The following is a 13405-nucleotide window of genomic DNA, read 5'->3' as shown; positions in this document are numbered from 1 at the left end:
TTCGACATGGGTAGTCTGTTGCGTTTCTTTTCTCGATATTTTTCTACGGCAACACGGCCAACACAATGCCTGTTGACCTGGCTGGTCATAGCCCAGCTGGCCTTGTAAGCGTTCCCCTCTCTCCGTTTTCTTCACCGGGATTTTTTGTCTCAGGTGACGCATCGCTGCTTGAACAGCTATTACCGGGCCCTTCGGAATGAAACGGTGATGAGCTGTGCCTGGCAGGAACGACAAATATTACGGGACGCACCGGCAGAGGGCATGACATATTATCCGCTGAAACTATACAAGATGCGCTGGGCCATCGAGGCCGATTACTATGAACAGAACTACAAAAAATTCAACGGACTTAGTTCAGGCCTTGTGTAAAAGTGCTGTCGAAAAATGACATCCTTCCCTTTCGGAAGAAATCCTTTTACCTGTATTGTATAATGAAGTCAGAAAAAAATTTGAAACAGAAAGGAATCATCACGATGACGGAAGATGAAATGTGGAAAGCATTAGTATCCTGTGATAAAAGCTACGATGGCCAATTTTTTTACGGGGTGAAGAGTACCGGCATATTCTGCCGCCCTTCCTGTGCATCACGGACGCCGCTCCGCAAAAACGTCGTATATTTCCATACGGCCGAAGAAGCCCTGAAAGCCGGCTTTCATCCCTGCAAACGGTGCCGTCCGGATCTCCTCGTCTTTACGCCGGCGCTGGATATAGCCAGGGAAGCCAAAGAAATCATGGATCGGGCCTACAACGACAGCTCGCTGCTGGCACAGAAAATGACTCGTCTCGGCATTACCCGGAACCACCTGGACAAAATATTCAAAAATCAATATCAGGAAAGTCTGAAAGAATATTTAAATAGACTCCGCATCCAGAAAGCGAAAGGACTGCTTTCTGAAGGGGTCCCCATTTCCGACACAGCCTGGGCGATTGGCATGAACAGCCTTTCCGGATTTTATTCTTTTTTCAAAAAAGAAACGGGCCTGACTCCGGCTGACTATCAGCATCATGGCCATAGAAAGGATGAACCGCCCATGTACCATACGTTTTATCGCTCCCCTATCGGCACACTCGTCATCCGCTCCACGGAGGAAGCCATTATCGGAATATCCCCGCTGACCCAAGAAATCCAAGCATCGCCACGGGAAAATCAGCTGACCCTTAAGTGTACTAAAGAACTCGACGAATATTTCAGCGGAACGAGGAAAACCTTCGATATACCCTTAGCTCCCAAAGGAACGCCCTTCCAGCAAGCTGTCTGGAAAGCCGTTTGCGAAATTCCCTATGGCAGCACTCATACCTATGGTGAAATAGCGAAAAAAGTAGGAAGCCCCAAGGCCTATCGGGCCGTAGGCATGTCCAATCACAAAAATCCCATCCTTATCCTCATCCCCTGTCACCGGGTCATCGGCAGCCAGGGAAACCTGACGGGTTATGCTGCCGGTCTCAAAAACAAGCAGTATCTATTGGAAATGGAAAAAAGGAACCGAGGCGGGGAACAGCGATGACCGACTATTTTCCCTATGGAAAAAAAGAAATTGAATACCTGAAGAAAAAAGATAAAAAACTCGGTGCCATCATCGATATCCTGGGTCATCCAGAACGGCCAGTCATTCCGGACCTTTTTGCAGGCATTGTCAATTCCATATTATCCCAGCAGATTTCCACCAAAGCGGCCGATACGATATGGCACCGGTTCAAAGAAGCCTTTTCTCCCGTTACGCCGGAACATCTTCTTGAGATTCCCGATGAAGCGATGCAAAAATGTGGCAGCACCTTCCGTAAAGTCACTTATATAAAGAATATATCCCGTCTGACAGCCGGTGGAGAAATCAGCATAGAGCAACTATCTGCGCTCCCAGATGAAGAATTTTGCACCGAGCTGACAAAACTGCCGGGAATCGGCAAATGGACGGCTGAGATGCTCCTCATCCATTCCCTGCTCCGCCCCAACGTCCTGAGCTATGGCGACCTGGCTATTCTCCGGGGACTCCGCATGGTATACCGTCACCGAACCATCCGCAAAGACCAGTTTGAACGGTACCGGAAACGCTATTCCCCTTATGGCACCGTTGCCAGCATTTACCTGTGGCGTGTTTCTGCCGGCGTCATTCCCGGCCTTACCGATCCGGCTGTCCGGAAAAAAAGCACAGCTAAAAACAGATAGCTGCCAAAAATTCCGTCCCAGGGGCTTCCGGAGGAATCATTCAGACGCTAGCCCTGAGAAGCCGGAAAGTCCGCCAACCGGTCCTGCAGGAAAACCAGCAGTCCCTGACAGCCTTCCTGGACATCGTCCCAGGTCCGCTGGAAATCCCGCGTATACCACGGATCGGCCACGGAACGGGGTGCCGCCGTATAATCCATAAGGAGTGAGCATTTATGAGGGGCCCCGTAAAAAATCCGCTGCATATCCCGCAGGTTCTCGTCATCCATGCCGATGAAATAATCATAATATGCCGATTTAACGCTGACTGGGCGCCTCAGCGCCTCCCTCTTTCTCTGTGGTATCTTTCCTTATCCTCATACATACGGTTATCTGCCACACGGAGCAGTTCGGTAACGGGGACACCAGGAAATTCGTACCAGCCTGCATAACCCTGGGCTATGGAGAGACAGTCGTTTCTCTTTCCTTTCCACTGGGATACATTCTTTTGGAAGGAATCGCTGAAGCTCTCAAATGTCTTCTCATCCATATAGAGCAGACAGACGAATTCATCGCCACCTACCCGGTAGCCCAGGCAGGTGTACTCTTGATATGCTGCCTCGCCGCAGGTCTTCCGGAAGCAGTCTCCCACGGCCCGGAGCAGTTCGTCGCCGGCCTGGTGGCCTCTGGTGTCGTTGGCTTTTTTCAGGCCATTCAGATCTAGTGCCACTGCCATTAGATGTGTTGGCGGATTCTGTTGGATTTCCCTCAGCTTTTCTTCATAGGCCCGCCGGTTGGGCAGACCGGTGAGAAGGTCCACCCTGGCCAGCACATCTGCAGCTCTTTTCTGCCGGCCCCGGAAGATAATCAGGGACACCAGGAGGGTCACTGCCAGGGTGCCGACGAAAATGACCAAAAAGACTTTACCGTAATTCCGTTCCACATAATCCATAAAACTCGGCTGATACAATTCATCCGCATATTTCAGGAGCGATTCATGCATTTCGCTTTCACCCCATAGGTTCTCCATGCGGTTGATGGCCAGAAAAAGAGGATAATTGTCCCGGTTCACCACAATGGTCAGCCCCTCCCGATGGGGAAGTTCTTCCTGCTTCCAACTTTTTTCATTGTGAAGGTAAATGGAAATCAGGTAGGGATTCATAATGGCGGCATCAGCTTCATGATTGCGAATGGCCTGGAGTACAGCCTCCGGATCCGGATAACGGAGGATTTTGTTATGGGGATAGAAATCCTTCACATACTTTTCCTGGGGCGGAAAAGTGTCTGCCACTGCAAATACCGTTTCATCCGTAATAGGCCCATTTTCCCTGCTTACTTTATACATTTTTACAGGAAGAAGGTTGTTCGTCTGTAGAAGGCCTTCCTTCTCACTCTGGAAGGGCCTGTCATACACCGGCATGGCGCCATCGATTTTCCCCGCCGCAACATCCTCCCGCATGGTCTGCATGTTTTCGTAGGGAATGTACTCTATGCCTCCGGAAATACCAAAAGCCTGAAATCCGGCGTCCAGAAGGTCCCGGAAGGTCCCCCGGGCTTTTCCGTCAGAATCTTTCCAGATGTAGGGTCCCATGTGGGCCATATAGCCCATGCGGACAGTTCCGTGCTTCCTGAACCAGTCCTTGTTATCCAGAGGCAGAAAAACAGACCCTTTGTCGTAGGTGAAATACTTTATCCGCAGATCGTTCACAAAGGTGGGATTGTAGGTTTGGATTTCGATCAGGGCATGGTTCAGATCCTTCAGCAAATCCTCCCGGCCTTTGGCAACAGCCACATAGGAACTGTCGCTTCCCACAAAGAACAGAGGAACGAAGCCCTCCTGCACATCCGCCCGGGAAGTGAATTCCAGAGAAACGTCCACCTCTCCCCGTCTCATGGCATCCAACCGGGCATCCAGGCTGCCGTATTCCACCATATGGAGTCCCAGATGGTGTGCCTCATCGAACTCCTTCAGCATCCGGCTGGTGATGGTACCCTTTCCCACCGCCACTGTCCGGCCCCGGAGATCTCCGATTTTATCATACAGGGATGCCTTTTCCTTGGGCGCATAAATATAATAGATTTCAATGCGAAGAGGATAATCAGGAAATAGATACTTCTTTGCCCGCTCTGGTGTTTTGGACACATTGGACAGAACATCGATTTCCCCGGTCTCCAGTTTCTTCAGCTGTTCCGACCAGGAACCATATACATATTCATACTGCCAGTTGTTGTAAGAAGCAATCATCTGGAGATAATCATAGGTATACCCCGTCTTGACCATATCCTCCGGATGTGTCATGTACGCGTCCGGCACCGTATATCCCGTACGTACAACCTTCTCCGGAGGAAGCTCCGCCCGCCCCTGAAAGACAGGGCAAAAACACTCGACAAGAATAAGAAGAAGAGTAAAAAAGCGAATCAGAAATTTTTGCACCATATGTCATCCCTCTGTAAAAAAACAAGCAGAATGAATTACATTATATATAATGTGTATAATTATAATGTAATTCATGGCAGATGTAAATAGAGATAACGTGAGCAGAAAAGCTGTCTGCCACTGGCAAAACAGCAAAAGGCGCTGTCGCATTAAGACAGCACCTTTTGCTGTTGGCTATTATTCTGTAATTTTCCGGGCAAATTCCCGGGCGTGCTGCGCTTTTTTTTCATCCATGAAGACGGTTTTGTATCCTAAATGCCGTTCGGCAAACATGCTGAGATAGGTAAGCTTGGAGTGTTTACAGTAGCGGCGGATGCCCTCTTCAAACAAATCCGCACCTTTTTCCGGTTTGTAGCCGCAGGTCACGAACAGGGCCACTTTTTTGCCAGCCCAGATGGATGGGCCCAGTTCCTCGCCGTAATATTTATTGAAGCCGTAGACAAAGCGGTCGAGGACGTTCTTCATCGGTCCCGGACAGTACCAGGAATAAATCGGCGTGGCCAGGACGATGAGGTCACTGGCAAATACATCGTCGGCAATAGGCTTCAAATCATCTTTGCGGACACAGGAAAACGTCGTCCAGTCTTTTTGACAGGCCCGGCAGGCAAAACACGGGTCGATTTTTTTGTCATAGAGCCAATGGACCGTGTATTCATGGCCCAGCTTTTTCAATTCATCACAGAACGGCTCCAGGCATTGGGCGGTATTTCCTTTTTTGCGGGGGCTTCCCATCAGGACAGAAATTTTCATGCTATCAGCCTCCTAATCGAAATCATTATCGAGTCGTGTATTTCTTTTAGTATACCATGCCGGCAACTTATTTTTCTAGTGCCATGTCTTGTCACGGGTATAGGAGTGTGCTACAATACGTTTAGTTGAATATTCAACTAAATAAGGAGGCTGTACCATGAAATTGAAAAGTCCTTTGTTAAGGGAATTGGGAACCCTCTGCCGCAGCATACAGTCGCTCATGGAAATCCGCTTCCGTCAGCATCGGCTGCAGCGGGGCCAATTCGTCTTTCTGACACGTATCTGCGAAAATCCCGGAATCCGTCAGATTGATTTGACCCGCCTCTGCCGCGTCGACAAGGGGACCACTGCCAAAGTCGTGCGCAAACTGTCAGACGCCGGATACATCCAGCGCCAGCCCGATCCGGAAGACAAGCGGGCGTGGAATGTATTTCCCACTGCCGCAGGAAAGGCTCTGTATGAAGACATACTGACCGAAGAAAACCGCGAGCTGTCCGTCTGCCTTCAAGGGCTGAATCCCCAAGAGCAGGCTGTATTCTTAACGGTTTTGCGGAAAATCAATCAGAATGTCGAAGCGGACTGGATTTCGAATTGTCAGTGAATGGATCAGGAGGTCCTATATATGGAAATGATAAAAGCTGTAAAAACAGACTTACCGCGTATTGAAGCATTGATCACCCAGGCCAAGTTGTTTTTGAAAAAACAGGGCGTCGACCAATGGCAGGATGGCTATCCTGACGCCGGTGATTTAGCCCGCGACGTGAACAGCGGCATCGGTTATGTCTGTAAGGAAGACGGACGGATACTAGCCTACACGGCCATCGACTTCCGCGGAGAACCGGCATACCGCTCGTTGCAGGGGCACTGGCTGAATGAAGCAGCCTATGTCGTAATTCACCGGATGGCTGTCGACAATACGGTAAAAGGAAAAGGACTGGCGCAAAAAGTATTCCGCATGGTAGAAACGATGGCCCTAAAGAAAGGCGTCGAAAATGTACGGGTAGATACGGATGAAGCCAATCATATCATGCGCCATATCATTGAAAAAGCCGGCTACACCTATTGCGGCCATATCACCTTTGCCAACAGCGATAAAATCGCTTTTCAAAAATATCTGGGCCAGGTGGAAATACGATGAATACCGGTAAAGAAACAAAAATGACATTAGGCCGTGTCATCGCATTTGGGCTGCTGGCTTGCCTACTTTATGGTGTCGGTGCCGGCTTACGGGCCGATATCGGCATCCTGCTGGTACCGCTCAGCCAGCACAGCGGCGTGTCTTATGAAGACGTCAGCTTCTGTATCGCCGTCATGCAGCTCGTCTTTGGCCTGATGCAGCCGGTTTTCGGCATTATCGCCGGCAGGCGCTCGAACCGCTTCGTCCTCGGGCTGGGCGTCACCATGATGCTCCTCAGCCTGGCCGGCATGATGCTGGCCCAATCCTTTGCGATGCTCCTTCTGTCCCTAGGCATCTTCTTCGGCTGCGGGGCCGGGGCCCTGGCTTTCGGCCTCATCCTCACGTCGGCTACGTATTTTGTCGGACAGCATTATGCCATGATTATTTCGGGGATGCTCAATGCCTCTGCCGGTATGGTCGGATTCTTCTTATCGCCGCTGCTGCAATTTTTCATCGGCCGCGGCGGCGCCGTATCAGCGCTGCTTTCTCTGATAGTGCCCGTCGTCCTGCTCATCCCGGCCGCGCTCATCGTCACTTCCCGGGATCCGAAACGGCGTGACATCCAGGCAGACGGAGGCGAAAAGGATTTATCGCTGGCATCGCTGGGCAAGGCCTTTCATAACCGGACCTTCCTGCTACTCCTGGGCGGCTTCTCGACGTGCGGCTTCCATATGGTCATCATCGAATCCCACCTCTTTTCACAGTTCGTTCATTACGGAATCGAACCGGAAGCGGCCAGCTGGGCCTTCTCCGTCTACGGTATCGCGACCATCTGCGGCGCCCTCCTGTCCGGCGTCCTGTGCAATACCCTGTCCAAAGGAAAAATCCTGGCCTTTCTCTACGGCTTCCGCGCCGTCTGGGTCGCCCTCTACCTCTTCATCATGCCCAAGACCTTCCTCACGGCCGTCGTCTTTGCCACCGGCCTGGGCATGACCGGCGATGCTACGGTATCGCCGACGGCAGGGCTGGTCAGTGAAAACTTCACCCTGCGCCAGGTCGCCACCCTCATGGGGGTCCTCTTCCTGGCCCATCAGGTCGGAGCCTTTTTCAGCGCCTGGTTCGGCGGCGTCCTCTTAGCCGCTACTGGCGGGTACGTCACCATCTGGCTCATCGACATCGCCCTGTGCCTTTTCGCCAGCATCGTCAGCGGATGCATCCAGAGAAAAGGAGTTACCGTCTGACGTTGACTATCCGTTACGGCTCCTCTCTCAGCGATAGAGCTCAAGCCGCCGCAGGGTGATATATGGCCGTGCCCGGCGGCTTGCTTTGCATTTTTCCAGGTCGATATCGCAATATACCAGTCCGGCTTCCCCGCCCGCCTTGAACAGCGTCTGTCCGTCACTGTCGACGACCAGGGACTGGCCGGCAAAGGTCACATCACCTTCGCGGCCGACGCGGTTGCACATAGCGACGAAGACATTGTTCTGATAGGCCTGGACCCGGATTTCCCATTCAAAAAGGTCCAATGGCTCTGTCGTCAAATTGGCCGTCGGAATCAGGACCAGTTCGGCGCCCATAGCCGCACAAGTGCGGATGCTCTCTGGTAAATGGCGGTCGAAGCAGATGACGACGCCGATTTTCCCAAAAGAAGTATCATAGACGCGGAAGCCATCCGGGGACGGCGTGTAATAATCGAGTTCATAGAAATTCGGGGCACTGGTGACATGGACCATAGCTGATTTCCCCAGGAGCCTGCCCGTTTCATCAATGAACAGGGACGTATCGTAAGCCTGTCCCTGGTACTGTAAATAGAGATTGGGCGACACCATACAATGAGCCTGCCGTGCCAAGTCATAAAAAGCCGTCACCCGCGGATCAGCCGGGTCCAGCAGATAATCCTGCCGCCGTCGGCCCATCTTTTCCGGCAGTTCCGCTGCCGTGTACTGGGGCAAAAAGGGCATGTGCTGCACTTCCGGGAAAAAGAGCAGGTCGGCCCCGGCCGCTTCCTTCACCGCCGCATAACTTACCTGTAAATTTTGTTCCATATCCTGGGTCATCGCCATCTGCATCATCGCAATCCGCATCGACCTCTCCCCTTTCCATGACATATAGTGAATCATATTTTACCTTATTCTAGCAAAGTTCCACACATTTTTCCAATGACGGCCATCCAGCCTTTCCTCTAGCCAGGAAGGGAACATCGTGGTATGATTTTCCTAGACAGATTACGAAAGGAGTTATCATAATGACCCATATCGAAAAAGAACGGCAAAAAGCGATTACGACGGCCGGCAATCCGGCCAAACCGACGGGGGAAGCAGGCACCCAGATGCTGGAACGCATGAACGAAAGTCATGCCGCCCTTACCGCCTGGGGGCTGTCCCATTTCCAGTGGCACGGCGATGAAGCCGTCCTGGACATCGGCTGCGGCGGCGGAGCCAATCTCCATCGCATGAGCACCCACATCACGACGGGCCATCTGACCGGCGTGGATTACTCACCGACGTCAGTCCAGACCTCGCGCCAGACGAACGCCGCCGACATAGCTGCCGGGAAAATGACCCTCTGTGAAGGCTCTGTCGAAGCCCTGCCCTTTGCCGATGACACCTTCGACAAGATTACGACCGTCGAAAGCTTCTACTTCTGGCCCAATCCGCCGGAAAATCTGAAAGAAGTCCGCCGCGTCTTGAAACCAGGCGGCACCTTCCTGCTCATCGCTGAAATCTACGGCCATGACGGCCTCAGCGCCGAAGTCCGTGAAAACATCGAACACTACCATCTGTACAATCCGACACCGGAAACCTTCGAAACCATTTTCCGCAATGCCGGGTTCTCATCCACTCAGATCCATATCGAAAAAGATCGCCGCTGGATCTGCGTCGAAGGGCGGTAAAAAAGGGGCTGTCGCACGAAGGTTTTTGCCATCATGCGAGGCCCCTTCAACTTAAAAGTTTTTCGTTCGTAGTTCATCGTTCATCGCGATGGATTGATATTTTTAATCCCATACGACAAACGATGAACGACCTACGATCAACGTAAAAAGAGGCTGTCTTAATGCGACAGCCTCTTTTTTATTCACGTTATTTCCAAAATGCTTCCGCTTTGGCAATGTTGGCGCGAATCGTAGCGCAGCATGCCTTGAAGTCTTTCAGTTCCTGTTCCGGCAGGTTGTATTCCATGACTTCTTCGATGCCATTGGCGCCGATGACCGAAGGTACACCGCAGAAGATGCCCGTTTCGCCGTATTCGCCATCCAAGGGCGCACTGGCCGCCATGATTTTCCGTTCATCCCGCAGGACGGCCCGGACCATGGTAGCCGCCGTCATGCTGACACCGTATTCCGTGCAGTGTTTGCCCGAATAGGTGACCCAACCAGCTTTGATGGTTTCGTCCTGGACACGGGCTTTATCGAAGACATAAGCCGGATTCTGTTCCAGTTCTGCCAGCGATTTACCGCCGAATTTGATGAGCGACCAGGGAACAATCTGAGAATTGCCGTGTTCCCCCATCATGTAGGCCGAGAAGGAATGATGGTCCAGGCCGGTCTGCTGGGAAATGGCACTGACCAGGCGCGAGCTGTCCAGCCCGGTGCCGGTACCAAAAACATGGCCTTTCGGAAGGCCGCTCTTCTTGGCAATAAGGTCTGTAATGACGTCACAGGGGTTGGTGATGTTGATGAAAATCCCCTGGAAGCCGCCAGCCATGACCTTGGGGATATAGTCAGCGACCTGAGGCACAGTGAAATGCATTTCGTCGTCGCGGTTCCCCGACGCACAGAGTGTAATGTCACCGATGGCATTGACGATGACATCGCAATCCGCTAATTCTTCATAACTGGCAATCGTATAGTTGACGCGATGGGGCATGAACATGACGGCATCCATCATATCCTGCCGTTCACTGACCAATTTTTCCGACTTTACGTCGCATAACTTGACTTCGTCGGCAATCCCCAGGACCCCTAAATCGAAAGCTACATGAGCCCCGACATGGCCTAAACCGATGACACCTACTACACGTTTCTTAAAAGTCATAAAAAACGCCTCCTGTTCATAGCAACATATAGAAAAAGTTTATTTTTATATTATATCAAAAAAGTGGGCTTCTTGTCTGTTGTAATTACAACAAAAAATTTACCTATTTATCACATAGTTTATACGGATTCCCAAAAATCCCGGCATATAATCGGACATGTAAAAATTCAAAATATGTACCGGAAGGGATTGGGAATCATGAAAAGTAATCATCGTTTTGGAAAATGGCGTAAAGCCACCGCTGCTTTATTGGTCGTCGGTGCCCTGTTAGGAACGCCTTGTCTCCCCTCTATGCTGCCGACCGTTTCGGCGGCCGAAACTACACAAGCGCAAGCCGTTCAAAGCCCCCGCTGGGACGCTACGGTCAAACAGGGTATCAACGATTTCATCGCTGCCTACGGCAAAGATTCGCCGAACTATGATAAAAACAATCATCCCTATGCCGTCTTCGATTTCGATAATACGACATCCATCCTCGACGTAGGCGAACAGTTGGAAATCTGGCAGCTCGACCACCTGCAGTTCGCCGTCCCGCCGACACAGATGAAGGACGTCCTCATGACGGGAATCCCGGCAGATAAATTGGACGCCACCTATGGTGCTGACGACGGCGAAGGCCGCCAGGTCACAATCCGCAGCGTCATCGACGATGCCGCCAAAGCCTATGCTTCGCTCTACAAAAAAGGCCTCGTCAAGCCGACGGGCAGCACCTTGTCCGCAAAAGCCCAGAACGACCCTGATTACCTGGAATTCAAAGCCAAAATGCGCTGGCTCTATGACGCCATTGGCGAAACCATGGACGTATCCGTATCGTACCCGTGGAGCACGTACTGGTATACGGGCATGACGCCGCAGCAGGTCTATGATATGGCCTACCAGTGCGACGCCTACTATGGCAATCCCCTGAAAGGCCAGACCTGGACCAAAGGGAAATATACCAGCCCGGCCAACTATCCTTCAGAAGCCGGCAACATCAGCGTCGGTTACAAAGTCGGCATTACGGTAACGCCGGAAATGCGCGAACTCTATAGCGCCCTGAGTCGCAATGGCATCGACTGCTACATCTGCTCGGCTTCGCCGATCGACGCCATCCGGGCAGCCGTATCCTATTTTAAAATCCCCGGCGTAAAAGCCGTCCTGGCTATGACCAACAAAGTCGATGCCAACGGCCGCTACCTCAACCAATATGACTACGACCTCCATCCGCAGACCCAGGGCGTCGGCAAAGCCGAAACCTTGTCCAAAATCCTGGTCCCGAAATATAAGGGACACGGCCCCAGCTTCACGGCTATGGATTCCCAGGGCGATTTCAACTTCTGCACGGAATTCAAAGATACCAAAGAAGTCCTGGTCATCAACCGGACGCGGACCGATGATGCCGCCCTCTGTGCCGGCATCGCAGCCTACCAGAAAAAACACGGCATCGACCTCGCAGCCGCTAATAAAAACGGGGACAGCCTGTTCCTGATCCAGGGCCGCAACGAAAACAAAGGCGAATTCTGGAACGATGATAAAACGCTCCTCTTAGGCAAAAAAGACGCATCCTACTTGTCTGATAAGGGTACTAAAGCCGAAACAGAACTCGAACAAGGAAAGACTATTTCCCAAGTCTTAAAAGACAACACGAAATTAAAAGATAAATATCAGGGATACAAGACGCGGTAAAATCCGGCCACTCAAAAAGAGGCTGTCACATTAAGACAGCCTCTTTTTGAGTATTAAGTTTGCAGTTTTTAGTGAAGGCTTTTAAATTTAAAGCAATTTTTTACAAACTCCATGCTACAAACTATAAAGCAAAAGGAATCTCGCATGATGACAGAAACCTTCGTGCGACAGTCCCATGCATTTTTTTTGCGATTTGCCACCTGCGGCCTGCGTTCTTTTCCATCGCCTATATGCGATAACAAATGATTCATGACCATAATCTCATCAAAGCAAGGTTAACAATGCCAAAAAATCGCGGCCGGACGCACTAACGTGCGCCGGCCGAAAAGAGTCCTAACGAAAAAATAAAAAGACCTAACGGAATTTTTTTTTGCTTAAGAGCCTAACCACCTTCAGCCAGGGGCCAAGGGTAAATAGTACGGCTACGCCGCCCTTGTCCCCTGGTTGAAGGTGGTTTTCTTATAAGGCGCAAAAAAAAAAGAAAAAACGGAAGGAGAGTCTTTCCCATGAAACGAAAAAACATCACTTACAATTATAGCGCTTTACAAGACCTCATGAACCAACAGTCACTAACCGTTCCGGAACTGGCTAGAAAAATTCCCATCAGTCCCGGATCACTTACCAAGAAGTTACATTCCCAGAACGAATTCACACAAGACGAAATCCGAAAAATCGTATCCATACTCCACATTCCGCCAGAAGAACTAGCCCGCTACTTCTTCACAATCCATCACGATGAACAATAGACAAAAAACGTTCATGCAACAGTCCCCTGCGCTACACACACTCATTTCAATGAAGCAACCGCCACTTCTATCTTTTTAGCCTCTTTCAAGGTCCGTATATTCTGGAACAGCCGGACAGGCAAACAAATCCAGCCAATCAGCATGGCGATGAAGAACTTAACGAAAAAGTATAAGACCCAGCCGATAAGCGGCAATATCAAGAAAACATTCGGAGTAATCCGGGTCAGCATCTTCCAACCAGGATAAACTCCGGCCATCATCCAAACAACTGCGATGGCATTGAACAGCCCATTATATCCCTGGAAAGCAAAGACAAGGCCGATGATGGCAAACACTGCCGTAATAGCAAATTCCTTGAATACATTATGCTTCGTGGCCTGCCAGCGTTTCAAATTACAATCGGTGCAGACAGGAATGGTCCAGAGGTCCATACATTCCTGACACAACCCTTTTCCACAATCCACACAGGTCCCTACAGCATCCCGATCCGGATGATTATAACATTTCATAACAATC

Annotated in this window: 14 protein-coding genes; 8 read left to right on the top strand and 6 right to left on the bottom strand. The window is 50.9% G+C overall.

Annotated features, from left to right (window positions below):
• The first annotated feature begins 431 nt into the window (after nucleotides 1-431).
• Both ACE418_RS05930 and ACE418_RS05925 read left to right on the top strand, forming a co-directional pair.
• Entirely contained in the window at nucleotides 432-1505 is a 1074-nt protein-coding gene (locus ACE418_RS05930; protein WP_416449741.1) for a bifunctional transcriptional activator/DNA repair enzyme AdaA, read from the top strand.
• Complete coding sequence (locus ACE418_RS05925; protein ID WP_416449740.1) at nucleotides 1502-2164, top strand: DNA-3-methyladenine glycosylase family protein; 663 nt, start codon at nucleotides 1502-1504, stop codon at nucleotides 2162-2164. The genes ACE418_RS05930 and ACE418_RS05925 overlap by 4 nt, the downstream gene beginning before the upstream one ends.
• A gap of 47 nt (nucleotides 2165-2211) precedes the next feature.
• Here the strand turns inward: ACE418_RS05925 and ACE418_RS05920 are convergent, their stop codons facing one another.
• From ACE418_RS05920 to ACE418_RS05910, 3 genes are all read right to left on the bottom strand, one after another.
• Complete coding sequence (locus ACE418_RS05920; protein ID WP_416449774.1) at nucleotides 2212-2481, bottom strand: arsenate reductase/protein-tyrosine-phosphatase family protein; 270 nt, start codon at nucleotides 2479-2481, stop codon at nucleotides 2212-2214.
• Nucleotides 2478-4577, bottom strand: coding sequence for a transporter substrate-binding domain-containing diguanylate cyclase (locus ACE418_RS05915; RefSeq protein WP_416449739.1), 2100 nt, complete (start codon nucleotides 4575-4577; stop codon nucleotides 2478-2480). Before ACE418_RS05915 ends, ACE418_RS05920 begins: the two co-directional genes overlap by 4 nt.
• Before the next feature lie 177 nt (nucleotides 4578-4754).
• On the bottom strand, nucleotides 4755-5327 hold the full coding sequence (locus tag ACE418_RS05910; RefSeq protein ID WP_416449738.1) for a flavodoxin family protein: 573 nt from the start codon (nucleotides 5325-5327) through the stop codon (nucleotides 4755-4757).
• A 157-nt stretch (nucleotides 5328-5484) separates the two neighbouring features.
• Here ACE418_RS05910 and ACE418_RS05905 point away from each other — a divergent pair, with 157 nt between their 5' ends.
• Genes ACE418_RS05905 through ACE418_RS05895 form a run of 3 tightly spaced genes read left to right on the top strand, consistent with a single transcriptional unit; the run spans nucleotide 5485 to nucleotide 7685 of the window.
• Nucleotides 5485-5928: a MarR family winged helix-turn-helix transcriptional regulator gene (locus tag ACE418_RS05905; RefSeq protein ID WP_416449737.1), complete on the top strand. Its 444-nt coding sequence runs from the start codon at nucleotides 5485-5487 to the stop codon at nucleotides 5926-5928.
• A 21-nt stretch (nucleotides 5929-5949) separates the two neighbouring features.
• The gene (locus ACE418_RS05900) at nucleotides 5950-6465 is read left to right on the top strand and encodes a GNAT family N-acetyltransferase (protein WP_416449736.1); all 516 of its coding nucleotides are present in this window, start codon (nucleotides 5950-5952) and stop codon (nucleotides 6463-6465) included.
• A complete protein-coding gene (locus tag ACE418_RS05895) occupies nucleotides 6462-7685 on the top strand; it encodes an MFS transporter (RefSeq protein WP_416449735.1) in 1224 nt (407 codons plus the stop codon). Before ACE418_RS05900 ends, ACE418_RS05895 begins: the two co-directional genes overlap by 4 nt.
• A 27-nt stretch (nucleotides 7686-7712) precedes the next feature.
• Here the strand turns inward: ACE418_RS05895 and ACE418_RS05890 are convergent, their stop codons facing one another.
• Nucleotides 7713-8528 carry a carbon-nitrogen hydrolase family protein gene (locus tag ACE418_RS05890; RefSeq protein ID WP_416449734.1) on the bottom strand — a complete coding sequence of 272 codons (816 nt, stop codon included), beginning with the start codon at nucleotides 8526-8528 and terminating at the stop codon, nucleotides 7713-7715.
• A gap of 161 nt (nucleotides 8529-8689) precedes the next feature.
• Here ACE418_RS05890 and ACE418_RS05885 point away from each other — a divergent pair, with 161 nt between their 5' ends.
• Complete coding sequence (locus tag ACE418_RS05885) at nucleotides 8690-9337, top strand: class I SAM-dependent methyltransferase (RefSeq protein ID WP_416449733.1); 648 nt, start codon at nucleotides 8690-8692, stop codon at nucleotides 9335-9337.
• A gap of 187 nt (nucleotides 9338-9524) precedes the next feature.
• On the opposite strand, the gene ACE418_RS05880 is transcribed toward ACE418_RS05885, so the two are convergent.
• Nucleotides 9525-10478 carry a lactate/malate family dehydrogenase gene (locus tag ACE418_RS05880; protein ID WP_416449732.1) on the bottom strand — a complete coding sequence of 318 codons (954 nt, stop codon included), beginning with the start codon at nucleotides 10476-10478 and terminating at the stop codon, nucleotides 9525-9527.
• Between the two features lie 198 nt (nucleotides 10479-10676).
• Between ACE418_RS05880 and ACE418_RS05875 the strand changes: the two genes are divergently transcribed.
• Nucleotides 10677-12143, top strand: a complete 1467-nt coding sequence (locus ACE418_RS05875) for an HAD family hydrolase (protein ID WP_416449731.1) — start codon at nucleotides 10677-10679, stop codon at nucleotides 12141-12143.
• 506 nt (nucleotides 12144-12649) lie between these two features.
• A complete protein-coding gene (locus ACE418_RS05870) occupies nucleotides 12650-12889 on the top strand; it encodes a DUF739 family protein (RefSeq protein WP_416449730.1) in 240 nt (79 codons plus the stop codon).
• Between the two features lie 41 nt (nucleotides 12890-12930).
• Here ACE418_RS05870 and ACE418_RS05865 read toward each other — a convergent pair whose 3' ends face one another.
• A complete protein-coding gene (locus ACE418_RS05865) occupies nucleotides 12931-13398 on the bottom strand; it encodes a hypothetical protein (protein WP_416449729.1) in 468 nt (155 codons plus the stop codon).
• Nucleotides 13399-13405 lie beyond the last annotated feature (7 nt).

The organism is Megasphaera jansseni, from assembly GCF_047974155.1.
Lineage (GTDB): Bacteria > Bacillota > Negativicutes > Veillonellales > Megasphaeraceae > Megasphaera.
The sequence above is the reverse complement of the archived record's forward strand: the minus strand, read 5'-3'. Positions and strand labels throughout refer to the sequence as shown.

Excerpts from the sequence above, each read along its gene's own strand:
- ACE418_RS05915 (WP_416449739.1), bottom strand. The coding sequence starts at position 4,577 with ATGGTGCAAAAATTTCTGATTCGCTTTTTTACTCTTCTTCTTATTCTT.
- ACE418_RS05895 (WP_416449735.1), top strand. The coding sequence starts at position 6,462 with ATGAATACCGGTAAAGAAACAAAAATGACATTAGGCCGTGTCATCGCA.
- ACE418_RS05925 (WP_416449740.1), top strand. The coding sequence starts at position 1,502 with ATGACCGACTATTTTCCCTATGGAAAAAAAGAAATTGAATACCTGAAG.
- ACE418_RS05870 (WP_416449730.1), top strand. The coding sequence starts at position 12,650 with ATGAAACGAAAAAACATCACTTACAATTATAGCGCTTTACAAGACCTC.
- ACE418_RS05900 (WP_416449736.1), top strand. The coding sequence starts at position 5,950 with ATGGAAATGATAAAAGCTGTAAAAACAGACTTACCGCGTATTGAAGCA.
- ACE418_RS05890 (WP_416449734.1), bottom strand. The coding sequence starts at position 8,528 with ATGCGGATTGCGATGATGCAGATGGCGATGACCCAGGATATGGAACAA.
- ACE418_RS05905 (WP_416449737.1), top strand. The coding sequence starts at position 5,485 with ATGAAATTGAAAAGTCCTTTGTTAAGGGAATTGGGAACCCTCTGCCGC.
- ACE418_RS05875 (WP_416449731.1), top strand. The coding sequence starts at position 10,677 with ATGAAAAGTAATCATCGTTTTGGAAAATGGCGTAAAGCCACCGCTGCT.
- ACE418_RS05910 (WP_416449738.1), bottom strand. The coding sequence starts at position 5,327 with ATGAAAATTTCTGTCCTGATGGGAAGCCCCCGCAAAAAAGGAAATACC.
- ACE418_RS05930 (WP_416449741.1), top strand. The coding sequence starts at position 432 with ATGAAGTCAGAAAAAAATTTGAAACAGAAAGGAATCATCACGATGACG.
- ACE418_RS05880 (WP_416449732.1), bottom strand. The coding sequence starts at position 10,478 with ATGACTTTTAAGAAACGTGTAGTAGGTGTCATCGGTTTAGGCCATGTC.
- ACE418_RS05865 (WP_416449729.1), bottom strand. The coding sequence starts at position 13,398 with ATGAAATGTTATAATCATCCGGATCGGGATGCTGTAGGGACCTGTGTG.
- ACE418_RS05885 (WP_416449733.1), top strand. The coding sequence starts at position 8,690 with ATGACCCATATCGAAAAAGAACGGCAAAAAGCGATTACGACGGCCGGC.